This window comes from Paenibacillus sp. VT-400, from assembly GCF_001029205.1.
Taxonomy (GTDB): domain Bacteria; phylum Bacillota; class Bacilli; order Paenibacillales; family Paenibacillaceae; genus Paenibacillus; species Paenibacillus amylolyticus.
Window position 1 is genome coordinate 328,563 of sequence record NZ_LELF01000047.1, and the last position, 23,680, is coordinate 352,242.

At 47.2% G+C, this 23,680-nt stretch carries 22 protein-coding genes and 1 pseudogene; 13 read left to right on the forward strand and 10 right to left on the reverse strand.

Annotation, left to right across the window (positions count from 1 at the left end; genetic code table 11):
• Positions 1-191 precede the first annotated feature (191 nt).
• Positions 192-1,031, forward strand: coding sequence for a methyl-accepting chemotaxis protein (locus EL84_RS03855; protein ID WP_036612816.1), 840 nt, complete (start codon positions 192-194; stop codon positions 1,029-1,031).
• A 152-nt stretch (positions 1,032-1,183) separates the two neighbouring features.
• Here the strand turns inward: EL84_RS03855 and EL84_RS03860 are convergent, their stop codons facing one another.
• Positions 1,184-4,006, reverse strand: coding sequence for a glycoside hydrolase family 3 C-terminal domain-containing protein (locus tag EL84_RS03860; protein ID WP_047840784.1), 2,823 nt, complete (start codon positions 4,004-4,006; stop codon positions 1,184-1,186).
• A gap of 369 nt (positions 4,007-4,375) precedes the next feature.
• Here EL84_RS03860 and EL84_RS03865 point away from each other — a divergent pair, with 369 nt between their 5' ends.
• The 5 genes from EL84_RS03865 (at position 4,376) to EL84_RS03885 (ending at position 8,825) form a co-directional block, all read left to right on the forward strand.
• Entirely contained in the window at positions 4,376-5,920 is a 1,545-nt protein-coding gene (locus EL84_RS03865; RefSeq protein ID WP_047840785.1) for an FAD-dependent oxidoreductase, read from the forward strand.
• A gap of 295 nt (positions 5,921-6,215) precedes the next feature.
• A complete protein-coding gene (locus EL84_RS03870; protein WP_036667851.1) occupies positions 6,216-6,545 on the forward strand; it encodes a PadR family transcriptional regulator in 330 nt (109 codons plus the stop codon).
• Positions 6,538-7,131, forward strand: coding sequence for an HAAS signaling domain-containing protein (locus tag EL84_RS03875; protein ID WP_047840786.1), 594 nt, complete (start codon positions 6,538-6,540; stop codon positions 7,129-7,131). Before EL84_RS03870 ends, EL84_RS03875 begins: the two co-directional genes overlap by 8 nt.
• Complete coding sequence (locus EL84_RS03880; RefSeq protein ID WP_047840787.1) at positions 7,128-8,027, forward strand: DUF4097 family beta strand repeat-containing protein; 900 nt, start codon at positions 7,128-7,130, stop codon at positions 8,025-8,027. Before EL84_RS03875 ends, EL84_RS03880 begins: the two co-directional genes overlap by 4 nt.
• Positions 8,028-8,105: 78 nt before the next feature.
• On the forward strand, positions 8,106-8,825 hold the full coding sequence (locus EL84_RS03885; RefSeq protein WP_036612827.1) for a 3-ketoacyl-ACP reductase: 720 nt from the start codon (positions 8,106-8,108) through the stop codon (positions 8,823-8,825).
• A gap of 292 nt (positions 8,826-9,117) precedes the next feature.
• Here EL84_RS03885 and EL84_RS03890 read toward each other — a convergent pair whose 3' ends face one another.
• A complete protein-coding gene (locus EL84_RS03890) occupies positions 9,118-9,657 on the reverse strand; it encodes a helix-turn-helix domain-containing protein (RefSeq protein ID WP_036667855.1) in 540 nt (179 codons plus the stop codon).
• Positions 9,658-9,724: 67 nt separating this feature from the next.
• Positions 9,725-10,090, reverse strand: a complete 366-nt coding sequence (locus EL84_RS03895; protein ID WP_047840788.1) for a glyoxalase superfamily protein — start codon at positions 10,088-10,090, stop codon at positions 9,725-9,727.
• A gap of 228 nt (positions 10,091-10,318) precedes the next feature.
• Between EL84_RS03895 and EL84_RS03900 the strand changes: the two genes are divergently transcribed.
• The 5 genes from EL84_RS03900 (at position 10,319) to EL84_RS03920 (ending at position 14,517) form a co-directional block, all read left to right on the forward strand.
• Entirely contained in the window at positions 10,319-10,993 is a 675-nt protein-coding gene (locus tag EL84_RS03900) for an alpha/beta hydrolase (RefSeq protein WP_047840789.1), read from the forward strand.
• A complete protein-coding gene (locus EL84_RS03905; RefSeq protein WP_047840790.1) occupies positions 10,993-11,763 on the forward strand; it encodes a DODA-type extradiol aromatic ring-opening family dioxygenase in 771 nt (256 codons plus the stop codon). The genes EL84_RS03900 and EL84_RS03905 overlap by 1 nt, the downstream gene beginning before the upstream one ends.
• Positions 11,764-12,020: 257 nt before the next feature.
• Positions 12,021-12,617, forward strand: coding sequence for an SMI1/KNR4 family protein (locus EL84_RS03910; RefSeq protein WP_047840791.1), 597 nt, complete (start codon positions 12,021-12,023; stop codon positions 12,615-12,617).
• 144 nt (positions 12,618-12,761) lie between these two features.
• Positions 12,762-13,763 carry a cation diffusion facilitator family transporter gene (locus EL84_RS03915; protein ID WP_143781100.1) on the forward strand — a complete coding sequence of 334 codons (1,002 nt, stop codon included), beginning with the start codon at positions 12,762-12,764 and terminating at the stop codon, positions 13,761-13,763.
• A 253-nt stretch (positions 13,764-14,016) separates the two neighbouring features.
• Positions 14,017-14,517 (forward strand): hypothetical protein, encoded by a 501-nt coding sequence (locus EL84_RS03920; protein ID WP_017691802.1) that lies wholly within the window; start codon positions 14,017-14,019, stop codon positions 14,515-14,517.
• 333 nt (positions 14,518-14,850) lie between these two features.
• On the opposite strand, the gene EL84_RS03925 is transcribed toward EL84_RS03920, so the two are convergent.
• Genes EL84_RS03925 through EL84_RS03940 form a run of 4 tightly spaced genes read right to left on the reverse strand, consistent with a single transcriptional unit; the run spans position 14,851 to position 18,637 of the window.
• Positions 14,851-15,924: an ABC transporter substrate-binding protein gene (locus tag EL84_RS03925; protein WP_047840792.1), complete on the reverse strand. Its 1,074-nt coding sequence runs from the start codon at positions 15,922-15,924 to the stop codon at positions 14,851-14,853.
• Positions 15,921-16,730, reverse strand: a complete 810-nt coding sequence (locus tag EL84_RS03930; protein ID WP_036612847.1) for an ABC transporter permease — start codon at positions 16,728-16,730, stop codon at positions 15,921-15,923. The genes EL84_RS03925 and EL84_RS03930 overlap by 4 nt, the downstream gene beginning before the upstream one ends.
• On the reverse strand, positions 16,705-17,538 hold the full coding sequence (locus EL84_RS03935; RefSeq protein WP_017691799.1) for an ABC transporter permease: 834 nt from the start codon (positions 17,536-17,538) through the stop codon (positions 16,705-16,707). Before EL84_RS03935 ends, EL84_RS03930 begins: the two co-directional genes overlap by 26 nt.
• Positions 17,528-18,637 carry an ABC transporter ATP-binding protein gene (locus tag EL84_RS03940; protein WP_036612848.1) on the reverse strand — a complete coding sequence of 370 codons (1,110 nt, stop codon included), beginning with the start codon at positions 18,635-18,637 and terminating at the stop codon, positions 17,528-17,530. The genes EL84_RS03935 and EL84_RS03940 overlap by 11 nt, the downstream gene beginning before the upstream one ends.
• A gap of 256 nt (positions 18,638-18,893) precedes the next feature.
• Between EL84_RS03940 and EL84_RS03945 the strand changes: the two genes are divergently transcribed.
• Positions 18,894-20,249 carry an MFS transporter gene (locus EL84_RS03945; protein ID WP_053061375.1) on the forward strand — a complete coding sequence of 452 codons (1,356 nt, stop codon included), beginning with the start codon at positions 18,894-18,896 and terminating at the stop codon, positions 20,247-20,249.
• A gap of 49 nt (positions 20,250-20,298) precedes the next feature.
• Here EL84_RS03945 and EL84_RS03950 read toward each other — a convergent pair whose 3' ends face one another.
• Both EL84_RS03950 and EL84_RS03955 read right to left on the reverse strand, forming a co-directional pair.
• Positions 20,299-21,510, reverse strand: a complete 1,212-nt coding sequence (locus tag EL84_RS03950) for a nitric oxide synthase oxygenase (RefSeq protein ID WP_047840793.1) — start codon at positions 21,508-21,510, stop codon at positions 20,299-20,301.
• 127 nt (positions 21,511-21,637) lie between these two features.
• Positions 21,638-22,117, reverse strand: a complete 480-nt coding sequence (locus EL84_RS03955; protein WP_082218829.1) for a Dps family protein — start codon at positions 22,115-22,117, stop codon at positions 21,638-21,640.
• Between the two features lie 360 nt (positions 22,118-22,477).
• Between EL84_RS03955 and EL84_RS03960 the strand changes: the two are divergent.
• Positions 22,478-22,827, forward strand: a pseudogene (locus EL84_RS03960) (cupin).
• Positions 22,828-22,898: 71 nt separating this feature from the next.
• On the opposite strand, the gene EL84_RS03965 reads toward EL84_RS03960, so the two are convergent.
• Positions 22,899-23,636 carry an HAD family hydrolase gene (locus tag EL84_RS03965; RefSeq protein WP_047840794.1) on the reverse strand — a complete coding sequence of 246 codons (738 nt, stop codon included), beginning with the start codon at positions 23,634-23,636 and terminating at the stop codon, positions 22,899-22,901.
• Positions 23,637-23,680: the final 44 nt, after the last annotated feature.

Here is a 23,680-nt window from a genome sequence, read left to right on the forward strand (position 1 = left end):
CTAACAAGGCACTGGTCCCCAGCGGACTCGTGTCTTGTTGGCGTATAGCGGTCTTCTTTAAGAAATAGGTTTTATCCATTCTCTCTATTTTCTTCTCTATTGCATGACGATATATAATATAGGTAGTTATTAAGTTAGCATTTAAAATTTAACCGTTTACATAAGGTAACCAGGGAGGAATCATCTTTTATATGGATATTGTTCAAGCATTAATTACATGTATGCCTTTCTTTCGAGATACGATTCGTCAGGATGTAACCCTCTCCGTGATTGATCATGAGAAATTCCTATATTTCTCAGCAGGGGAATCGTTAAAACAACTGAATTATCAACCCGGCGACCCTCTATTGGATGGAAATCGAAATTTTGCTGATCTCAACGGCGGTACAGTCAAACGATTCGATCACTACCCTAAAGATTTATTCGGTGTTCCTTTTGACGTGGCTTTTATCCCCATTAAAAATGAAAAAGGTGAAGTCATCGCCCTGTTTAATCTGCTCTACAGTATGGATGACCAAGACCAGTTGCAACAGCTCATGGATGCTACCGAAAATCTGACTAACCAGTTAATTGACAGTGTACAGCATGTAGCTGCACACTCCGAGGAACTCAGTGCCACAACCGAAGAGATCCGGAACAATTCCAAACAAGCCGTACAGAAATCAGGCAATGTCACTCAGGTCGCCAGTTTCATTCGTGAAATCTCCGAACAAACCAATCTGCTTGGCTTGAATGCTGCCATTGAAGCTGCTCGTGTAGGGGAAGCTGGTGCAGGTTTTGGCGTTGTTGCCAAAGAAATTCGCAAACTGTCTGTGGATACCAAAGAAGCAACGGCACGTATTGAAGATTCTCTTCTCTCGGTTCGGCAATCCATTCAAGGCATGGAGAATGAACTTGGTGAGATCACTGCAAGCTCCCAAGAGCAGGCTGAACTCGTAAACAATTTCATGAGCACAATTGAGCAACTGAATGAAACCAACAAACAATTGAAGCAATTTGTGCAAAAAATGATTACGTTTGACGGAAAATAAAAATACGTGCGATGGCAAAGCATTTTGTATAATTCTAGTGTTACCGCTCAGGATAAAAGAGTTGGACAGGAAGAAGCATCCTGATCCAACCAGCGTATAGACCAACAAAAGCCTCCGAATGCATTCGGAGGCTTTTTCATGAACTATTTGACTTAACGAATCTCGAAGTGACTGATGCGCACACCCGCAGACAACACAATGTATACATCCTGCGCACCTGATGCACCTGTGAGTTCCGCCTTCACGGTAGACCACTGCTGGGCTTCACCTTGTGCCAGTTCCACACGTCCTGCGAGCGTACCGTCTGGTGAACCGAGTCGAACTTCCAACACAGCGCCTGCTTTTTCCGCGGATACACGAGCTTCAATTGCTGCTGCCCCACTACCCAGATCGGCATCCTTAAAGGCAATCCATCCTTGCTCACCAACTACACGGACAGCACTTCCGCCCTCTTTGCTTTCATCCAGATCAACACCCAGGTAAGCATCATAATTCTCGGCACGAGTAGCCACACCCAGATTACGGGCAGGGATCGTCTCTCCTTCTACCGTCAGGTCTGCAACCAGCTGAACATCGGAGGATGACTTGGCAACCATAATAGAGTAAGTTCCACTTTCCACGACATACCGATCACGAGTTACATCCCAGATTGCCAGTTCCTGAACAGGCAAAGTAAAGCTGACCTTCGCTGTAGCTCCCGCTTCGACATGAAGACGACGGAATCCTTTTAACGTTTTGAGTGGACGTTTCACCCGGGATTTGCCTGCACGAACGTACAACTGTACAACCTCGTCGCTGGCAATTGAACCGGTATTGGTTACATCTACAGTTACCGTTACGTTGCCCTCTGTACCCACTTGAGCTGGGCTAAGTTCCAAATTGCTGTATTTAAATGTTGCATACGTCAGACCATGTCCAAACGGATACAATACATTGCCTTCAAAATATTGATATGTCCGACCGGATTGAATGATATCGTAATCTTTGATGTCGGTCAGTTGATCTGCCGATTGTACCCATGTCATATTCAGACGGCCTGCTGGTGCATAGTCGCCATAAAGTACGTCGGCTACTGCATTACCCAGTTCCTGTCCTGCGTGTGAAGTATACAATACCGCCGGAATGTTCTCCTCAACCCAATTCGATGTGAATGGATAACTGCCCACGATGACCACAACCGTATTCGGGTTCGCGGCATAGACCGCCTCAACCAGACGTTGCTGGGATTCGGCGAGATCCAGACTTGGACGGTCAATCTCTTCTTTCCCGTTTACAAGCGGATTATTACCAACAAAAACAATCGCCGTTTCCGCAGCCTTAGCCGCTGCTACCGCTTCCTTCAGTCCATTCACAACCACATCCTGCTTGAATGTCTCTGTAGTACCGAAGGTTTTCAGTTCTTCGGACACTGCAAATGCATCGTTTCCACCATTAGGTGCAGTCACCGTTTTGCCATTCCAAGTGGTCAGACCTACACTTCCGTCCTGTTGTGGCAACAGGTGGAATACTTCCTTCACAAACCAGCCGTACACTTCATCTGCGGAAGCCGTTACGGTCTCTTCATCTGTGGTCAGATATTTGCCGTTGCTTTCCGCCTGCAAGGTATAACTTCCGAAGCCCCAGTCGGACACCATAAACGTCTCCGCTTCTCCCGAAGCAATAACAGGTGATTTCTCACCATCTGCCAGTCCAATCATCTTCCCATTGGCTACGGAAGTTAACGTAATGCGATCATTACCATCCTTAAACGCTACTTTGTCGCTGCCTACTTTGCCACGGATTGCTTCAAGTGGGGATACGTTATACGGCATGGTACCTGCATACCAGTCACGATAGACGGTTCCGCCCAATTGACCAATCACAGCAACTTTACCAGCTTTTGTTTTGTCCAGCGGGAGCGTGCCTTTGTCGTTTTTGAGCAATACCACTTGTTCTCTTGCGGCTCTGAGCGACAGTTCTTTTGCTTTCTCCGTCATCATGGACTCTTCACCAATAGCAGCGTACGGGTTGCCCTCTTCCGGATCGAACTCGCCCAGACGGAAACGCACACGGAACGTATTAAACAACGCTTTGTCGATGTCATCCATCGTGAGTGTGCCTTGTGCCAATCCTTCACGCAGTGCCTGTTTGGACAGCTCAGCATCATCGGTGATGCTATCAATTCCTGCCTTCACAGATTCTACGGTACCTGGTGTGTGGGAATCATAGTATTTATGATCATTCATGATGCCCATTACGTCACCTGCATCACTGACAATGAAACCATCCATGCCCCATTCACCTTTGACAATCTCGTTCACAAAAGGATGCAACAACGCTGGCGTACCATTAATAGAGTTGTACGCCGTCATCATGGACTGTGCGCCGCCTTCCTTAAATGGCTTCTCAAACGCCTTCAGATAATACTCACGCATGTTACGTGGATCAATGCTGGACGAACCGCTTCCACGATCCACTTCGTTATTATTCGCAAGAAAATGCTTCAAGGTAGCGACCGCTTTGTAGTACTTCGGATGGTCGCCCTGAATTCCTTTGACCAATGCTGTCGTCAGCTCGGCTGTCAGTTCCGGATCTTCACCATACGCCTCTTCATTCCGTCCCCAGCGCGGGTCACGTTCCATATCTACAGTAGGTGCCCACAGCGTAAGACCGTTCACTGCCGGATTTCGTTTATAAAATACACGCGCCTCGTCTCCGAGCACGGAGCCAATCTCCTTCATCAGATCCGCATCCCATGTGCATGCAAGTCCCACCGGTTGTGGGAAAGATGTTGCTTCTCCAAGCCAGGCCAAGCCGTGGGCCGCTTCTGTACCGTGTTTGTATGCAGGCACACCCAAGCGTTCTACTGCCGGCTGATATTGCAGCATGGATTCAATTTTTTCATCTTCCGTCAAGCGGGATACAAGGTCCTTCACACGGGTGTCTAACTCTAGTGCTGTATCTTGAAACGGATATTTCGTTTGGTTGGTCGTCATATAGAATCTCCTTTGGTTATCGGTAGTTAAATAAAATGATAGCGAATACATATATCAAGTAAAAACAGGGGTTAATTCGGAGGAAATATTTCTTCCGATGAATAGATTAATCCTTTTATATTCAACGTTTACAGGTGTGAAACTTGATCTCCTTTTCAAAACCTAAAACGGTTTCGGTAATCCTATCATATAGCATGTTTAACAAAAAAAACAGAGGTTCTGCGCAGGAAATTGTGAACATCCCCTCTGCAAAATCTGAACAGCACCGTTTTTTCCTGGCATAGTCTGGCAATCATGAATAAGAGTACAACGATGTGCGCTGAACAACATCCCATTCGATAGATTGAAGACAATCAAGGAGGAAAAAAAATGAGCGACAATCAGCAGCCCAAGACGGGTCTGCCCCCGGTCCCCGAATCACTGTGGCGTGCTACACATGAATTCGATGCCTATCCAAAACTGACCGAAGATATCACCGCGGATGTAGCGATTATCGGTGCCGGTATCGCCGGGATTACTACAGCCTATCTGCTCGCGCAGACGGGTATGCGTGTAGTCGTGCTGGAGGCTGGAAAAGTGTTGGATGGCACGACCGGTCATACCACTGCCAAGGTATCTGCACAACACGGCGTCATATTTGATGAAATTATGCATCACTTCGGACAAGAACAGGCACGGATGTACTATGAAGGTAATGCCGATGCTGCCAAGTGGATGCGCAATCTGGTGAAGGAAAAACAGATTGATTGCCAGTGGGCAGAGGAAGATGCCTACGTCTATATTCAATCAGAGGAAAACATCAAAAAACTGGAGATCGAGCTGACCGCCTATGGCAAACTCAATATCCCTGGTGAGTGGGTAGACCCACTCCCTATTCCAGTTCCCGCAAGGGCAGGCATTCGCATGCCGGGTCAGGCACGTTTTGATCCGCTGGCCTACCTGCACTACTTGCTCGATTCCGCTGTGAAACAAGGTGTACAGATCTACGAGCATACGACAGTTACGGATGTAGAGGAAGATGCTTCACTACATGTCAGAACTTATGGAGATGGCCCATCCGTAACAGCGGAACATATTGTCGTGGCTTCTCATTTTCCCGTCTATGATCCCGGATTTTATTTCACACGATTACACGCCGAACGATCCTACGCTGTATTAGTCGAACCGGAGAAACCCTATGTGGGCGGCATGTACATCTCGGACGATACACCTTACCGCTCCTTGCGTACCGTCTTACATAACGGGAAGGAACACATCCTTTTTGGCGGCGAAAATCACAAAACTGGACAAGGCATCTGTACCTTCGGTCACTATGAACGCCTAGAGCAGTTCGCAGCGGAGACATTTGGCATTCGCAACATCCCTTTTCGCTGGTCAGCCCAGGATCTGATCTCCATCGACAAGGTGCCTTACATTGGACCGATTACCGGAAGACATGAACGTGTATATGTGGCGACCGGATTTGCCAAATGGGGAATGACAACGGGTACCATGGCCGGTCATATTCTCGCAGATCGCATCACCGGACGTGACAACCCTCATGCTGCCATATTCGATCCGGCAAGATTCAAGGCCGATCCTGGTATGAAGCACTTTATTGTGGAAAATGTGAATGTAGCCAAGGAATTAATCTCCGGTAAAGTAGGCATTGTGCACAAAAAGGTTAGCGAAATTGGTGATGACGAAGGAGCCGTCGTTCGTCATAATGGTAAACGTGCTGGCGCCTACAAGGACACCAGTGGCAAGCTGTTTCTGGTGGATACCACCTGCACCCATCTGGGTTGCGAAGTCGAATGGAACGAGGGCGAACGTTCGTGGGATTGCCCATGCCATGGTTCCCGCTTCGATTATGCAGGCCATGTCATTGAGGGCCCTGCTGTGGAAGACCTTAAAGTCCTGGATGCACAAGAATAACCGACATTTAACGATTAACCTGTAACCAAAGAAACAAAAGTTCATCTCACAGACCGGATCGGAATCCGCCTTCAGACGGAAGTAACCGATCCGGTTTTTGCGTATGCTGAATTATAGCTAAACAGACAGCTTCAGCTAAGCATCAGTATTAAACGAACTTATTATCGATCAATCGTGATACGGAACTATTTTAAAGTCACTACCTTGCATTAAACAGTACTGGATGCTATGATGAATTCACCACTACTGAACAATATACACTAGCGAAAAATGAAGCTACTAAGGAGGAACCTGTGTGAATGTGAACATCCAGTTCAAAAAAGGAGTATTGGAGCTGTGCGTCCTGGTATTAATTAACCGCCAGGATCGGTATGGCTACGAACTGGCTCAGGCGGTCTCCAAACATATCGAAGTTGCTGAAGGTGCACTGTATCCCTTGCTTCGACGGCTTGTAAATGACGGTTACTGCACCACCTATCTGCAAGAATCAAGCGAAGGACCGCCGCGCAAGTATTACCGACTATCCGATACAGGTCGCGACTACATGACGGCACTGACGACAGAATGGAATGAATTTGTGCGCAATGTCGCAAATCTGATTGAGGAAGGAATCCCCAATGAATAGACAACAATTTATGAAAGCCATGGAAATTCATCTACGGCCGATGGACCCATTCGAACGGGCTGAGTTGCTCGCCGACTATGATCAACATTTCGAGCTTGGACTACGAGAAGGCAGGCTGGAAGAAGAGATCGCTCGGGAACTCGGACAGCCGGAAGAAATCGCCAAGGAAGCACTTGGTGATCGTTATGACATTCATACACCGGGTTCAGATGCGTTCTATGCACCGACCTATCGCGAGATGCGGTCACCCAGAAACAGCACCAGCGCCACTCGAAAATTTTTCACAGCCATCGGCCTGTTGTTCCTGAATCTGATCCTCGGCATTCCTCTTGGTCTCATGATGTGGTCGGTATGGCTTGTTATTGCCAGCCTTTCCTTGCTGGTATTGGCTCCTGTAGCAGCAGTTGTGGACTTTGTATTCCTGGGCCAACTCGATAAACCGGAAATTTTCGTTGCGATTGGCGCTTTCGGTGTCGGCATTTTGTTTGCCATCGCATCGAAGTATGTCTTTAGGGCCTTCAAAATCGTCACTCTTCAATATATTAGATGGAATAAAAACACGATGAAAGGAGATGTTTCCGCATGAGTACCAAAAAATGGCTTGCGCTTGCCGTGATATGTATCGGAATAGGTTTGCTCGGGACATCCATCTATGGCGTTCAGTTCGGGGATGAACGGGAGCATTATTCCAAACGATGGGATTTCAAAGCAGATGAATTGCAGAACATTATCATGAATGCTAATTTCAGTGCTGATATTCAATTTGTCATAAGCCCCGATTCGAATGGTTATATCGAAGTCGATGGTAAATGGGACCCTGCCATAGTCAAAAGCTTCGAACAAGCCACCTTATCCAAAGGCACATTCCAACTGGCTCAGACAGCACGTGAACGATTGCAATTTTTCACCTTGTACTGGAATGATCAAGACTCCACAATAACCGTTGCTCTGCCTGAAGGACACCAATTAAATGAGGTTAAGCTGGACTCCTCTTCAAGTGAATGGGATCTGACAGGTCTAAATGCCAATCAGCTTGAGCTGAACAACACCTCAGGTTCCATACGTCTGGAAAACATCAAGGCGCCCAATATTGAATTGGTTCTAACTTCTGGCGACATTAACGCTTCCATGATTAATGGAGACATGACCGTGAAACAGACATCCGGAAGTTTTACGGCAGATCAGATTGCCGGTCATGTAAACAGTAAGATTAAATCAGGAGATATTGAGATTACTGAATTAAACGGCGCAGCTGATGTTCAATTCACTTCGGGTAGCATTCATATTGAACAGTCCCATTCCGCCCCGATTAATGCGTCTGGAACATCAGGAGATATTTTCATTCAAGCTGCACCTGATTTTGACGGAATCTACGACGCTAAGGCTACTTCCGGAAGTGTCGATGTACCTGAATCGCCAATGGTGAGCCGGGAAGTGATCAAGGCCCGTACTTCTTCTGGTAGCATCGAGATTACCAAATAGTGATGAAGCCAATTTCCGAACTGTGGGTAATAATAGTATAATTGAATGCTAGTCCATTTCTAAGGAGGAATTACCCACATGGAACTTAAAAATAAAACAGCGATCATCACAGGTGCCGGAAAAGGTATCGGCCGTGCGATCGCTGAAGCTCTTGCCAAAGAAGGAGTGCACCTCGGCCTTATTGCACGTACCGCTTCCGATCTTCAGGCTCTGCAACAGTCTCTGAGTCAAGAATACGGTGTGAAAGTAACCAGTGCAGTAGCAGATATCTCGGATCGCACGCAGGCCGAAGCCGCTGTAGCAGCCATCGAGATGGAACTCGGTGCGGTGGATATCCTTATCAATAATGCGGGGATCGGAAAGTTCGGAACGTTCATGGAGATGGAGCCGGAAGAGTGGGAGCGCATCCTGCATGTTAACGTTATGGGTACATATTACGTTACACGCGCTGTCCTTCCGAGCATGATCAAGGAAAGTAGCGGCAGCATTATCAATATTGCTTCCACTGCAGGTGAGCGCGGATTCGCTACAGGTTCGGCATACTGTGCATCCAAGTTTGCATTGCTTGGCATGACCGAATCTCTGATGCAGGAAGTGCGCAAGTCCAACATTCGTGTAACGGCACTGACTCCAAGCACCGTTAATACAGAGCTTGCGACCAATGCCGGACTGAAAATTGGCGACGAAGATCGCATGATGCAAGCGGAAGATGTAGCTGAACTTGCACTCGCAACGCTCAAGCTGTCCGACCGTGTCTTCGTTAAAACAGCAGGCATCTGGACAACTAATCCACAATAGACAGGTGCTTCTGACCTTTCTAAGGAATCTCTCGCACCTTATTGTACTCTTTTGCAGGAAATGAGAAACGTAACGAATCACTGCGAGGTTATCTCGCCAGAATTCTGTGGAATGTAGCCAAATTACACACACAGCAGTGAAATAAAGCGCCTGAGATTCGTTACATCTCGAGATCTGCTTAAACTCATCTAATAGGGTTCGCTCAGTTCGTTAGAAATATAAAAGGACGTTTCCCATTGTACATGTATGCAGGTTCGCATGTTCATGACTTGGGAGCCGTCCTTTTTGTATTTTACAGATGATCCAGACCCAATTCTTTGGACACCGCAATGAGCACCACCGCAGGTTCCTCACCGATATTGGTCACTTCATGGGGCACGATCGCATTCCAAGTAAACGAATCACCCACTTCAAGAACTTCCACATCTTCGCATTGCTCCGCACGAATCTTGCCCTGCAACACCAGATGGCTCTCCTCCCCAGCATGTTTGCTAATCCCAGTCGAAGCACCTGGCGGTAACTCCACAATGGACATACGCATCGCACCTTTGGCTGTAAGCTGCTGCACTTTGATCTGTCCGCTTCCTGCTGTCGTCTCCTTACGCTCGTTCTTGCGTACCACGTTCATCCGTTGCTCTGGTGTCAGTAGCAAATAAGGAAGTGGCACTTCCAGATAATCCGCAATACTTTCAAGCGTAGCAATGGAAGGTGACGTTTTGTTGTTTTCCACGTTGCTGATAAAACCTTTGGACAACCCCGTTCCCTCGCACATCTGCATGATCGTAATCTGTTTCTGCTTGCGGATCGTACGAATAGCCAAGCCAATATCCATATCGCGTCCCTCCCCTTCTATTCATCTATATAAGACACCAGACGTAAGCTTAGCTACTACAGGTTATCTATTCGGCGCTTGCCTCAACAAATATAATCCGATTACCAAACGGATCTGTCACGGTCATTTCTCTTGATTGCCAAGGGGTCTCCTCTATACCGGGTCTCGCATTTTTGTACTCTTTCTGACGAAGTGCACCATGAAATGTATCCAAGTTATCTGTTTCCACGCGCAAGGCAGCTCCAGGTGTACAATCTCCATGATGTTCGGAGAGATGAATCACGATGGAATCGAGCGAAACCTGCATATATAAGGGCATTTCTTGCTCAAATCGATGTTCCCAATCCAATTGGAAACCCAGGTATTCAAGGTAAAACTCTCTAGCTTTATTTTCATCAAATATTCTCAAAATAGGCACGATACTCTTTAACATCCTGATCACGTCCTCGGGAATAAGATATGAACCATTCGTAGCGGCATTTAGTGTAGAACCATTCAAGATTTTTTATAAACAACATATATTCATCATACAAAAAAAGTATTGACCCTACAATGAAACCATGATAAATTTTGTTCATAAATAAGAATATTTATTTCATATTGGTGAACTTTATTGTCAGAACGATATATTTAACTCATTCCTCTTCAGGTGGTGTTTTTAATGAATTCTCCTTATATACATGAAGTCCGATTACCGTCTCATTACAATCCAGATCAACGTTATCCTGTCATTTTCGCCTTACATGGCATGGGATCAGATGAACAGGATATGCTTCGTTTAATGGAGCCTATGCAGTCTGATTTTATTATTGTTGCCATCCGTGGGCCTATCGTTCAGGGTGGAGGTTATGCTTATTTTCAGATCAAAAGCATTGGCAACCCCATCCGTGAATTGTATGATGCCTCCGTTCAGGGACTGCAACAATTGATTGTTGAGCTGTCCGCCAAATATGCTATTGATCCCAAGCGGCGTTATATCGCCGGATTCAGCCAGGGCGCAATTATGGCGATGACTTTATCGCTGGTGATGGGAGATGCGATTAAAGGCATTGTAGCGATGAGTGGGTACATCCCGCAATTTGTGAAAGACGAGTACATGCTGCACCCCGATTCGGAGCTGTCTGTGTTCATCTCGCATGGAGATCAGGATCATCTATTCCCGCTGCAACTGGGCGAAGATAACGCCAATTTCTTCCGTCAACACACCAATCACGTCACATATGTACCTTACAACGGTGGACACCAGGTGACCCCCGATCTATATCAAGAATTTCAACACTGGCTTCGGACGGATGCAAATCTGACTACCGAAGACCCGAAAGGACTGAATTCATAATGATGCCATCTCTGTTTATTGCTCACGGTGCCCCATCACTGGCACTGGAGGAGAATGTGTACACCGAATTTCTGCAAAAACTTGGACAGGAACTGCCAAAACCCAAAGCAATCGTGTTATTCTCTGCTCACTGGGAATCCACAACTCAGCTTGTATCCTCGGTAGCCAACTATGAGACCATTTATGATTTCGGCGGTTTCCAGCCCGAGCTGTATCAGATCAAGTACCCGGCTCAAGGACAGGCAGAGACCACAGCCGAGGTGGAACGTTTATTCACAGAAGCCGGGATTCCGGTACAGACCGATGACGTTCGTGGACTGGATCACGGCGCTTGGGTCGTTCTACGCCTGCTCTACCCAGATGCGGATATTCCTGTAATTGCCTTGTCCGTGAATCGCTATCTGACAGGTGAGCAGCAATATCAGGTCGGACAAGCGCTCGCTTCCTTGCGTGAGCAAGACATTCTGGTCATTGGCAGCGGAGGAACCGTCCACAATCTACGTCGATTGAACTGGGAAAGTAACGGCGTTGACCCATGGGCATCAGAGTTCGACAACTGGCTGCATGACAAGCTGGTGAGCTGGGATACGGAGTCTCTCTTCTCTTATGATAAGCTAGCACCTTCAGCTCAAGCCGCCGTGCCTACGCCGGAGCATTTTGTACCGCTGCTACTCGCCATGGGTGCGGGAGATCAGAACAAACAGGCATCGCTCCTGTTTAAAGCCTATCAGTATGGCAATCTGAGCTTGTCCTGTTGGAAGTTTGAATAAAGAGGATTATGTAAAAGGTTGGTTTCATTTATAAAGTAGATAAATAATTAGCGTGGGTTACAGGGATTGCCCCTGTAACCCACGCTTTATTTTTTGTTACCGCCTATAAATAATGAGACCATTGTAGTATGTAAGCAAGGACTCCGGTTTCTTGTGTGCTTTTTCGGATTATAACTATAATATGAGGTGAAATCAGGCACAGTTTGCTCGCATATCACTCACCATATTATCTGAATAGCTCATACGGAGGGAATTGGATGCCAGAACAGCGTATATATGAATTGATGGATGAACTGGATATGTTGCTGGAGGATAAGGTACAAGATGAGGAAAACCGGGAGCTCTTGGAGGCTTATCGCGAGTTTGAAGGCGTGACGGATGAGCAGCTCGACGCATTCGAGCAGGAACACGGTATTCGATTACCTGCTGATTTTCGTGCATTTTATAAACGTAAAAATGGGAGTGGTTATGGCTTTCACGTCTTGTACCCAAGCCTTGAGGAAGGACGGGAATCCGAGCCATTTTACCTGTTATCCCTGGAAAAAATTCAAAAGGAGCAGTCCACGCTGGTGGAGAACCGCATGGATGATTATTTTACCAAAGAAGAGATCAGTGAGCTTGATCCCCGAATCAAACCCTACCTTTTTCAAAAGAAATGGATCACGTTTGGCATGCTTGGAGGTGGTTCGCTGTATCTGATGTTCGACTTTGATCCAACAGAGCAAGGAACGGTTGGACAGATTATTATGTACGTGCATGACCCGGATTTTGTATATTATGTCGCTGGGACGTTTACGGAACTGTTGGAACAATCCAATCGGAATTTACGTGCCTTGGAGGCTATCGAGTACTGAGTCTCACATGGTGATATGACCTTTTTTGCATAATGCTGGGATATGTCAAAGCGGTTATAATAACATTTAGTGGAAATGCACATGCTGTATAGATAAGACTGCCTTTTCTACACCTAATACATTGATCTGGGAGGAACATACGAAGTGGCTGAACAACCGAAGTCTGAGAGCTTTATGTCTCTCATCAAAAAAGGAAACACATCCTCCGCCGTAGCGATGGCAGGTAATGCTGTTCTTGCTGTGTGCAAAGGGGGAGCCTTCCTATTCAGTGGCAGTGGTGCCATGTTCGCTTCGGCGATGCATTCACTCGCTGATGCCATTAACCAAGGGTTTGTCTTTGTCGGAAGTGTGTTGTCCGAGAAAAAACCTACACGCCGCTTCCCGACCGGATTCGGACGGGTCATTAACATTTTCTGTATGATCGCCGTTATTGTTGTTACCATTATGGCGTATGAAACGATCCATGAAGGCATCCATCTTTTGCAGCATCCTGTTGGTCATACCGGCGGTCTCTGGATTAACATCGGAGTGCTTGTTCTGAACATTGTCATTGACGGGGCCATCCTGATCAAAGCCATGAAGGAAATTCTAAAAGAAGCACGCGCACCCAAAGCCGCCGGATTTGCCTTGGTCCCTGCTGCCATTAAAAATGTAGGCCGTGCTGCGCCACCAACCCGTCTCGTATTCTATGAAGATGTTGTCGCTGTACTCGGTGCTCTGCTTGCATTGATCTCTGTCGTGGTCATTGCCTTGACCAATTTTGCATTGCTCGATGGCATTGTGACAACGATTATTGGTTGCTTGATGATCGCTGTAGCCTTCCGTGTCGGTTACGATAATATGATCGGATTGATCGGAGTAGCGGCTCCGCAGGATATTGAGGACAAAGTGTCCCAAACCATTCTGGCAGACACGCACGTTGCCGATATTCAGATGATGCGTATCATTCAGGAAGGCCGTTATTATCATGTCGAAGGTCTGATTGAGTTGACCAAAGGACTCAGTCTTGCCGATGCAGATGACATCAAGTTCCGTATTCAGGAGAAACTGATGACAAACCCCGACATCGCCGACGCTGCCATCTCCATTATTGAGGATGACGGTGTGAACAGCTGGGGCAAGAAACATTCGGATGTGGTGAAATAACAAGCTTCGTTTTGGATAAAAGAATGACAGAACCCACTCTCAACAGAGTGGGTTTTTAGTATGTTCAACTACACCCTCATCCAGGGAGTATAGTTTCTCAAATTTACGTACCTAGACTTTGGTCTAGGTTCATTTTAACTCCAAAGACGGAGGATAGAGTTTTCCAGTTCATGGTATGCTGTGAATAACGAAAGTAATTGCTCTACATACAACCGTTCGGAAAATTGATCTTGTATTAAGAAGGAGAGATATTATGGCTAAACGTACGATCCTTGCGCCTGTTCTCATTTTGCTGGGCGTGTACCTGATTCTGAACCAGGGAGGTTCTCTCGGTCCGGGTACGATCTTTGCGACCTTCTGGCCCACGTTATTCGTGATTCCACTAGGACTGTTCTTCCACTGGCTGTACTTCTCCATGATTGGCAGAGGGGTTGGACTTCTGGTTCCTGGTGGGTTGCTGCTCACGGTTGGTATCGTCTGTCAGATTGCCATGCTATTTAACAACTGGGGTACGATGTGGCCGGGCTTCATTCTTGCTGTTGCTGTTGGTTTGTTCGAATTGTATTGGTTCGGTGGTCGGAACAAATGGTTGCTGATCCCCATCAACATTCTTACGGTGATATCGTTGCTATTCTTCGCTGTGATGTCGATTGGCACGATGCTGAGCAGCTTGAGCTTTATTCAACCGTTCGTGGCGATTGTGCTGATTATGGGTGGAGCTTGGATCATGGTGGGTCGCAAAAAGCGCATGTAGTGGCAATTATATAAGATGAATGGGGTGCGGGGTCACACTAGCCACTCCGCGTGCAGAATAATCTTTCGATCGCTGTTATCCCCGGATTTTTTTATTCCCCTTTTACAATGGGAAAATCCGGTGATAAAGGCGAACGCTCCGCTTCTATAGCTTATTTCTGCCCGCTCCGTTAACGTGTGCCCTTTAATGTTCATCTTATATGGCACTTCGAGCGCTATTGCTCTGAAGCAGGTAATAGAAAAGGGTTGCTGCTCATCATTTCACTTGAATGACGAGCAGCAACCCTTTTTGTTTTTTTCATAATCTAACGAACTGTGCACACGTTATTGGCGGTTACTTACTGTGCATTTTAAACTCCAGGAACAGGTCGTTATAATGCGAGAGCATTTTTTTACCCAGATTATCGTAGACCTCCAGCTTACCTGTCAGTGTCTCGTCTGGATAGAAACGTTCATCCTCCGAGATGTCCTCTGGCAGCAGCTTAAGCGCCTCGGCGTTTGGTGTGGAATACCCGACATACTCCGCATTGCGAGCGGCATGGTCCGGGTCCAGCATAAAGTTGATAAACTGGTGTGCCCCTTCAATATTACTCGCCGTCTTCGGGATAACCATGTTATCGAACCAGAGGTTCGAGCCTTCTTCTGGCACCATGTAATCCAGCTTGTCGTTCTCATCCATAATCTCGGATGCATCCCCAGACCACACGAGTCCAACCGCTGCCTCCTCGTTCGCAAGCAGCATCTTGATCTCGTCTCCAACAATTGCTCTGACGTTTGGTGTCAATGTAGACAGCTTCTTCAGCGCTTCTTGCAGATGATTTTCGTTGGTATCGTTCAAGGAATACCCGAGACTGTTCAACCCCATCCCAATGACTTCGCGTGCGCCATCAAGGAGCAGGATTTGATTTTTCAAACGCGGGTCCCACAGGTCGTTCCAGCTATCAAACGTCAATCCATCCACCAGTTCGGGATTGAACACAACCCCCACTGTTCCCCAGAAATAAGGGATCGAGTACTTGTTGCCTTCGTCAAAGGACAAGTCCAAGAACCGCGGATCGATGTTGCTCAGGTTAGTCAATTTGCTGTGATCAATTGGAACGAGCAGGTCTTCCTCTTTCATTTTGCTAATCGCATATTCGGAAGGAATCGCCACATCAAACGTGGTTCCCCCCTGCTCAATCTTGGTCAACATCGCTTCATTGGAGTCAAACGTCTGATAGATAACCTTAATGCCGGTCTCGTCCTCAAACTCCTTAAGCAGATCTGGGTCGATATAATCGCCCCAGTTATAGATGGTCAGCGTGTTGCCGCCAGAATACCCCTGACTCTTGTTCAGATACGAAGCCAGGATCATTAGGGCGAACGCGGCCACAAAAACAAGCGCAAATGTCCGTACCAGTTGCTTCATGGTCGCAGCCCCTTTCCTCCTGGAGGTATCCGTGTTGCACGGCGGTTAATGAAGTAATATCCAACAACTAGCAACACGGTCAGCAGGAACAATAGGGTGGACAAAGCGTTGATGGACAACGAAACGCCCTGCCTTGCTCTGGAGTATATCTCTACAGAGAGTGTGGAGTATCCATTACCCGTGACAAAGAATGTTACTGCAAAATCATCGAGCGAGTACGTCAATGCCATGAAGAATCCGGCAAAAATACCCGGTTTCACGTATGGCAGCACCACACGCGTCAGAATCTGCCATGAACCAGCACCCAGATCGCGCGCTGCATCCATCAGTGTTGGACTCATTTCCTGCAGCTTTGGCAGCACCATGATCACGACAATTGGTACGCTGAATGCGATATGAGACAGCAGGACCGAAGTGAAGCCCAGTTTGATGCCAATCATGGTGAACAAAATCAGGAACGATGCACCAATGATGACATCCGGACTAACGATGAGCACGTTATTGAGTGACAGCAGCGTGTTCTTGGTCCGTTTGCGACGCACATGGTAGATCGCCAGTGCTCCTGCTACACCAAGGATCGTGGAGATCGCTGATGACAGGAGCGCGATGATAAATGTATTCAGCACAATGATGAGCAGCCGAGTATCAGCGAACACCTCTTTGTACCATTCAAGCGTGAATCCTTCGAAGCTGCGCATATGGCCACCGCTGTTGAAGGAATAGAAGATCAGATACGCAATCGGTGCGTACAATATGGCGAATACAACGGCTAGATAGACGTTAGACAGCTTTCCGTTTCTTCCCATTACGCACCTCCTTTTTGCCTGATCCAGTCAGGAACATAATAATCGCCATCGCAATAATCAAAAAGACGGCAATCGTTGAACCCATCCCCCAGTCCTGGGTGACGAGAAAATGCTGTTCGATCGCTGTTCCCAGCGTAATTACACGGTTCCCCGCAATGAGGCGGGTAATCATGAACAGGGAAAGCGCAGGAATAAATACAGCCTGACAGCCTGATTTTACTCCACTAATGGTCAGTGGAAAGATAACCCGGCGGAAAGTCAGCCACGATGAGGCCCCCAGATCGCGCGCCGCGTAGATTAACGATGGATTCATCTCTTCCAGCGCATTGAAGATCGGCAGGATCATGAATGGAATGAAGATGTACACCGAGACAAAGATAAAACTAAAGTCGGTGAACAAAATCTGCTGTGTGCCAATCCCCACAACTTCAAGCAGGGAGTTGGTCAGACCGTACGTTCCAAACAGACCGATGAAGGCGTACGCTTTTAGCAAAAGATTGATCCAGCTTGGCAGAATGATCAGCAGCAACCACAGCTGCTTGTGCTTCGTCCGGGTAAGCATATACGCCGTTGGATACGAGATAAGCAGCGAGAACGCCGTAATCAGAAATGCATACCAGAACGAACTGAGCGTCATCTGCAAGTACACCGGTGTAAAGAACCGGGCGTAGTTGCCAAACGTGAAGTTACCCTCCACATCGAAGAATGAATAATAGATGACCAGCAGAACCGGCGCCACAACAAACAACACCATCCATAATACATATGGAATCAGATACGCATTGCGTGTGCTGGCCTTAGTCTGCATGAGCGGCCTCTTGGTAGGCTTCGAGTCGTTTGTCGAACTCTTCTTCGGTCTCGTTAAAGCGCATGACGTGTACCGCTTCCGGGTCAAAATACAGTCCAATCCGTGCGCCTACAACGGCTTTTTTGGTTGAATGAACAAGCCACTCATTGCCCGCATCATCGTACGTGGATATCTCGTAATGCACCCCGCGGAATAACTGGGAGTCCACATTAACCTTGAGCTTGCCTTGGTCTTCGGTTGTAATCTCCAGATCCTCTGGGCGAATGACAATCTCTACCGGCTCGTCCCGCTGGAGACCCTGATCGACACACTCGTGCTGTGCGCCAGCAAATTCCACCACAAAGTCCTGCTTCATTTTGCCTGATACAATGTTCGATTCTCCGATAAAGTCCGCCACAAAACGGTTAATCGGCTCATCATAGATATCATTCGGTGTACCGCTTTGTTGGATCACGCCACCATTCAGGACAAAGATCTCGTCGGACATCGCCAAGGCCTCTTCCTGGTCATGCGTAACAAAGATAAACGTAATGCCCAGTCGCTGTTGCAACTCGCGCAGCTCGTACTGCATTTCGGTCCGTAATTTCAGATCGAGTGCCGAGAGCGGCTCGTCCAGTAGCAGAATTTCAGGTTCGTTCACAATGGCGCGTGCAATCGCGACACGTTGTCGTTGTCCGCCGGACATTTCGCCAATTTCCCGGTTTTCATACCCGGATAGATTGACGAATTTGAGGGCTTCCAACACTTTGCTGCGAATTTCAGCCGTTTTCATCTTTTTGATCCGCAAACCAAAAGCTACGTTCTCAAATACATTCAAATGTGGAAATAACGCATAATCCTGAAATACGGTATTCACCTGCCGCTGGTGGGCAGGCACACGGTTGATAAGCGCACCGTTAAAATAAATACTGCCCTGTGTCGGCTCCGCAAAACCGGCAATCAGCCGCAATATTGTTGTTTTCCCGCAGCCCGATGGGCCAAGAAGCGTATAAAATTTACCCCGCTCAATCTCAAAGCTGACTGCCTTCAATACGGCTTCATCCTGATCGTATTGCTGAGTCACCGCTTCGAAGCGGATAATCGGTTGTTGTTCTGACATGCTTCACATCGCCCCCTTATACTTGAGGTACCTCTTAAGTCTGTACACTTTTCGTTCATGCATCCTTATAGATAACCCATCTATTATATATGATTCAGGTATATCCGCAATGGTTTTGATGTAAACGCCGCGTGTCATTTCTTCTTATTTTCAAAAATTCTGCATACATTACGGGTAATGTAGATAATACGTACCCATATGGAGTAAATGAAGGATTTTTAGGATTCCATTTTATGTGTGAGAGGAGTCTTGGCTCTTGGATATTCGTCGTAACCTGCCTTTGCTGATGACCATTTGTTTCTTAAGTCAGATGGGCGGATTCATGATCCTGCCCCTATTTCCTTTGTTTATTGAAGAATTCGGCCTGTCCGGCTGGATGATGGGGGTTATTTTTGCACTCTTTTATGTGGGGAAAGTAATTGGTGGCGTTCCAGCAGCGGCAATTTATAAGAAACTAGGTGGTAAAAAGGCTCTCATCCTGATGCTGATCCTGCTGGCTGTCTGTATGGGTGGCTTTGCGGTGTCTGCTGCTGCGGTGTTATTCGGCCTGCTCCGACTGCTGCAAGGGCTCGCTTCCACTGGCCTTACCGTGGTCGTACGTTCCATCATCGGAGATGAGGGTAATGTAGACAACCGCGGCCTGTACAATGGATATATCAGCAGTAGTGAAGGTGGCGGTATGGTACTCGGTCCGGTCATTAGTGGCTGGCTCGCGCTGCACTGGCCATTGTCGGTGCCTTTTTTGCTCGTTACCGTATGTTGTCTGATGGCCGTGGTCGCTGCGATGGGGATGAAGACGACGGCACAAGCTAGAGCTAATCATGAGTCTGGGGATACGCTAAGTGATCCTCTGATGGAAGAGCCTTCAGCTGGCGTAAAGCAAGAACCTCTGGACAACTTAACACATTCACTTATCTCCACGGATGAAGTTGTAGAACCCAACACAAATGACTCCCACCCTCATACTACTGTATCAACTGCGCCTCCTTTATCTTCATCACCTTCTGATGCAAAGTATACTCAAGATTTGTCTACAAGGCGCACACAGCGTCAACAGCTTCTCGGTTATGGCACAGTACATTTTCTGGAGATGAGCGCGTATGCGGTATTCCTCACCTATTTTGCACTGTATGCAACTCACATCATGCATTGGGACCCGTTTGCAACCAGTCTCGCCTTCACCGTCTCAGGGATTTCTACGCTTGCCGCTGCTCCCTTTGTCGGTTATCTCTCTGACCGGTTAGGCGATCGTCTGTTGCTTTGCATGCTCGGCATGTTCCTGATTGGAATCGAAGTTGTTGTATTTCTAAGCACGTCCTCCCATCTATGGGTCTACGTTGGCATGTTGATTGGCGGGGTTGGTGGTGCATGTTACATGGATTCGTTCTTTGCTCATATTGGCGATCATATCCCAGACGAGAGTCGAAGCTCTGTCATAGGCAAAATTGTCTCTGCGGCCGAGATCGGCTCCATCGTATCTCCACTGGTTGCAGCGCTACTTATGGAAGTTGGCTCGCTGTACTCCGTGTTTGTGTTTAATCTAGTGCTGATTGCTGTTGCCATTGTAGTTCAGGCTGTGATGCGCAGTCGATATCGATTGAAAGAGGGGTAGTTCTTCCTTTGATAAAAAAGGATCACAAAAAATAACCCGTCTGCACAATTTAGTGTGCAAACGGGCATTTCATTGGTGCATCTCCGGCCTGCGGCTGGTGATTCTCTACCTGTGCATTCTGCTGCTCACTGCTTCGCAGTTCTGCGGCAGATGCCACGCCATCTTTCAGAGTATACGCCTGATCCTGACGGAAAAAGTTCGGCTTCACGATCTCATTACGATAGGAGCTGTGGAAAATATGTGTTGTCGCAGGGGACACTGGCGGAATCAGCCACACCCAATCTCCGGTCAGTTCACGCCCAGCTTTCTCTTCCCGCTGTTCAAATAAATCGAACTGCGTTGCCGCCGTGTGGTGATCCACAATGCTCACACCTGCTTTTTTGAACGAATGCAGCACAGCCACATTCAGCTCAACTAACGCACGATCCTTCCACAGCGTCGTTTCACTCGACGTATTCAATCCAAACGCTTCCGCCACCGCAGGCAGCTTGTTATACCGGAACGTATCCGCCAGATTACGGGCGCCGATCTCGGTACCCATATACCAACCATTAAACGGCGCTGCCGGATAAGATATGCCACCAATCTCCAGTCGCATATCGGCGATCATCGGCACACCATACCAGCGCATGCCAAGTTCCGCAATCTCCGCTCGCTCCGGGTGTTCAATAAGTACTTCCACAATCTCTTCTTCAGGCACAACATACCACTCTGGGGCTTGTCCTTGGGCCTGAATAATGAGCGGTAACACATCATAGGGGCTACCTGCCCCGTGCCAGCCAAGTGACATCGCCGCCTTGGTCAGTTCCACCGAAGCAGGATCTCCAATAATGCCTTGCTCTGTCTCATATCCCGCATAACGAATGAGCTGATGATTCCAGAGTCGTACCGGAGTTCCATTCGGCCCATCGGGTGGAAGAATGGTAATCATCGGGATTACTTTTCCACCGTTGGATGCCACATGGATATGATTCAGCACAGCTTCCGCTGCCGTTCCTGCCGTATCGGCGTGTCGGGCGTCCACGATCCGAAGTTTATCCCAGAATAGCCGTCCGATGCAGCGGTTGCTGTTCCGCCATGCCATTTTACAACCCTGCTCCAATTCCTCTGTGGTGTGCACATAAGTACCGGTTACTTCGATCTCTCCCATAACGGCAACAAGCCGGGCCTCTGCGTCTTCACGCGAATGGCCCAGCTCTTCATAACATGTATATATAAACCGTTCAGCTTCTTCCTGCAATTGTTCCAGGTCTGACCGCATCGTTCATTCCACCATTCTGTACATCTTGAATGCCATCATTATACGGCAAGCGCACCGGATTTGTAAGCGAACGGACACTTTGTTCACGGACTCTACATATCGTTGTCAGGATGTAGGGTGACTTTGCTTATTTGCCCAGAAATGCGGTTAACATCCAGACCTCTTTATCCAGCGCAGCGGTGAATCCAATCAGCATATCTTCCGTTGCGTTATCTTCCGCTTCTCCTGCTTCGTGAATGCCTTGACGAATCACTTCCACCATCGTGTGCAAATCAGCAACCACCGACTCTACCATACGTTCAGCAGACAACCGGCCTTGTGCCTCTTCAATCGGAGAGAGACGCAACTGTTCACCCATCGTAGCCACTGGACGTCCACCAATAGCAAGCAAACGTTCTGCAACTTCGTCCATATTTGCCGTAGCCAAGTTGTACAGCTCTTCAAATTTGGCATGCAGTGTGAAGAAATGAGGTCCTTGAACATACCAGTGGAAGTTATGCAGTTTCGTGTACAACACGGACCAACCTGCGATCTGACGGTTCAAAACCTCTTGAAGTGCTGTGGCGTTGTTAGTAAAAGTGTTGTTTCTAGTTTGGATTGTGCTCATGGAATTTATCCCCTCTCGAATATAAAAATAGAATTTGAATTTTATAATGGATTGCTTTGATTCGCTTCTTTTTAATTTAGACTTAATCTAAATCTTGTTTTAATTATAACACCGCATATCCTGTTTGGGAAGGCTCTGAACTACTCTTTCAAATGAAGATTCCATGAAGTACAGCTTCATAGAAACGTTGGAACAGGCTAATTAAAAAAGATGATTTTAAGCAAACTCTCCCCAACCTATTGGAGTTATGATAGACTCATCTGATCGGATTATCCATAAATTAGTGAAATAGGATGATACCCATCATAAAGATAGTTACCATTATAGGAAGTTAACTTAGTCACTATTGCGGAGGTAAACATGAGGATATTTCAATTTAAACAAGAGTCAGGGAAAAGATTACCAAATTCGATTCTAATTTCGTAATGTCACGTATAACGCAGACCAAAAAAGCAGCTCATATCGGATGTATGCATTTAGCTGAGGGTGGGGTCATAGGTTATCACCAAGCTGTAGTTCCTCAACTCCTTTTAATAGTAAGTGGAGAGGGTTGGGTTAGAGGGGAAGCAAATGAATACATCAAAGTTCGTTGTGGCGAAGCGGTTCTCTGGGATAAACATGAATGGCACGAAACCAAAACAGAAGCTGGACTCATGGCAATTGTAATTGAAAGCGAAGAGTTAGACACCTCATTAATGATGCCTTTATAGAAGGTATAATATAAAAAAGCAGACCTGCACCTAAGACGGTAACAAGACTGCTCCTTTAAACATAAATCTCCTTAAGCTTGAACACACTCAAAAGTCAGAATACGACTGATCTCTTCATAGCTTGATGCAACAAAATGAGGTTGATGATCGGACTCCGGCAGCGCCTCCCGATGGTTAAACCAGATGACTGTCCAACCTGCATCCACTGCACCTACCACATCATTACGCCACGAGTCGCCGATGTAATAGCTGGAACGGGCATCTGTCCCGGACTGCTTATTCACATATTCGAACAACCTGCGATCCGGCTTCGCATAACCAGTCGTACCAGAGATAAAGACCAGTTGCTCGTCCACGAGACTGAGTACATCCAATGCTTCAAGCTTACGTCGCTGATGCTCTCCTTCTCCATTGGTGATTAGACCAACGGTATGGCCTTCTGCCTGAAGCCTTCTGATCAGCTCATACGCTCCTTCAAAAGGTACAATCTCAAACTGTCTGCTCAGATACTGTGCTTGTAGTTCTTCAGCCTGTCCCGATTGTAGGGGGAGTCCAAACTCCTCCATCGTCAACTCAAACCTCCGACGGCGCATTCGCTCCACTGCATCCGGCTCTGGTACAGCGGACAAATCTTCTTGTGCAGACAGCCAGTCACTGTAATAGCGAAAACGGTGATAGGCCTCAGCATAAGAGAAATCATCCGGCAGGCCGAGAACGTCCTGCAACGCGCCACGAAGTGGCTGCAAGTGATCATATAACGTATCATCTACGTCGAAAAATATCGTTTTAGCATTATTTATTTCATTCATAATGGTTGTCTATCCTCCTGCTTTTGCATCCAGACATTCTCTTC

Excerpts from the sequence above, each read along its gene's own strand:
- EL84_RS03855 (WP_036612816.1), top strand. The coding sequence starts at position 192 with ATGGATATTGTTCAAGCATTAATTACATGTATGCCTTTCTTTCGAGAT.
- EL84_RS03860 (WP_047840784.1), bottom strand. The coding sequence starts at position 4,006 with ATGACGACCAACCAAACGAAATATCCGTTTCAAGATACAGCACTAGAG.
- EL84_RS03865 (WP_047840785.1), top strand. The coding sequence starts at position 4,376 with ATGAGCGACAATCAGCAGCCCAAGACGGGTCTGCCCCCGGTCCCCGAA.
- EL84_RS03875 (WP_047840786.1), top strand. The coding sequence starts at position 6,538 with ATGAATAGACAACAATTTATGAAAGCCATGGAAATTCATCTACGGCCG.
- EL84_RS03880 (WP_047840787.1), top strand. The coding sequence starts at position 7,128 with ATGAGTACCAAAAAATGGCTTGCGCTTGCCGTGATATGTATCGGAATA.
- EL84_RS03885 (WP_036612827.1), top strand. The coding sequence starts at position 8,106 with ATGGAACTTAAAAATAAAACAGCGATCATCACAGGTGCCGGAAAAGGT.
- EL84_RS03890 (WP_036667855.1), bottom strand. The coding sequence starts at position 9,657 with ATGGATATTGGCTTGGCTATTCGTACGATCCGCAAGCAGAAACAGATT.
- EL84_RS03895 (WP_047840788.1), bottom strand. The coding sequence starts at position 10,090 with ATGTTAAAGAGTATCGTGCCTATTTTGAGAATATTTGATGAAAATAAA.
- EL84_RS03900 (WP_047840789.1), top strand. The coding sequence starts at position 10,319 with ATGAATTCTCCTTATATACATGAAGTCCGATTACCGTCTCATTACAAT.
- EL84_RS03905 (WP_047840790.1), top strand. The coding sequence starts at position 10,993 with ATGATGCCATCTCTGTTTATTGCTCACGGTGCCCCATCACTGGCACTG.
- EL84_RS03910 (WP_047840791.1), top strand. The coding sequence starts at position 12,021 with ATGCCAGAACAGCGTATATATGAATTGATGGATGAACTGGATATGTTG.
- EL84_RS03920 (WP_017691802.1), top strand. The coding sequence starts at position 14,017 with ATGGCTAAACGTACGATCCTTGCGCCTGTTCTCATTTTGCTGGGCGTG.
- EL84_RS03925 (WP_047840792.1), bottom strand. The coding sequence starts at position 15,924 with ATGAAGCAACTGGTACGGACATTTGCGCTTGTTTTTGTGGCCGCGTTC.
- EL84_RS03930 (WP_036612847.1), bottom strand. The coding sequence starts at position 16,730 with ATGGGAAGAAACGGAAAGCTGTCTAACGTCTATCTAGCCGTTGTATTC.
- EL84_RS03935 (WP_017691799.1), bottom strand. The coding sequence starts at position 17,538 with ATGCAGACTAAGGCCAGCACACGCAATGCGTATCTGATTCCATATGTA.
- EL84_RS03940 (WP_036612848.1), bottom strand. The coding sequence starts at position 18,637 with ATGTCAGAACAACAACCGATTATCCGCTTCGAAGCGGTGACTCAGCAA.
- EL84_RS03950 (WP_047840793.1), bottom strand. The coding sequence starts at position 21,510 with ATGCGGTCAGACCTGGAACAATTGCAGGAAGAAGCTGAACGGTTTATA.
- EL84_RS03955 (WP_082218829.1), bottom strand. The coding sequence starts at position 22,117 with ATGAGCACAATCCAAACTAGAAACAACACTTTTACTAACAACGCCACA.
- EL84_RS03965 (WP_047840794.1), bottom strand. The coding sequence starts at position 23,636 with ATGAATGAAATAAATAATGCTAAAACGATATTTTTCGACGTAGATGAT.